The sequence below is a fragment of the Flavobacterium sp. FlaQc-49 genome (assembly GCF_044005985.1).
In the GTDB taxonomy this organism is placed as follows: Bacteria; Bacteroidota; Bacteroidia; order Flavobacteriales; family Flavobacteriaceae; genus Flavobacterium; species Flavobacterium cupriresistens.
Genome location: NZ_JBIPCS010000041.1, coordinates 1 through 336 on the forward strand (window position 1 = coordinate 1; position 336 = coordinate 336).

Consider the following 336-nt stretch of genomic DNA (forward strand, 5'->3'; position numbering starts at 1 on the left):
TTCCTCCAAAAGTTATTTTAGGATATGCGCATTCTTGGGAAAATGCCGGTGCTCCATTTTTATATTTTTCTCAAATGGTGGGAAGTAAGTTTAACGTAGTTGATTATGCTTTCGTAGAAACTGTTAATCGTGATGGTTATACACCAGTATTAACTACAAATGATACTAGATATTTGACGAATAATGTTTTCAATAAGCAATTGTTGAAGAACGATATAAAATCCTTAAGAGATAGTGGCGTTCCTGTTATTGTTTCTATTGGAGGTCAAAATGGTCATGTTGTTTTGGACAATGTAACTCAAAAAAATATTTTTGTTAATGGTTTAAAAGCAATTA

At 31.2% G+C, this 336-nt stretch carries 1 protein-coding gene; it reads left to right on the plus strand.

All coding sequences use genetic code 11. The features are described 5' to 3' along the window. Positions 1-336: hypothetical protein (locus ACHRV3_RS23000; RefSeq protein WP_395442797.1), on the plus strand; the 336-nt coding region annotated here is incomplete at both ends.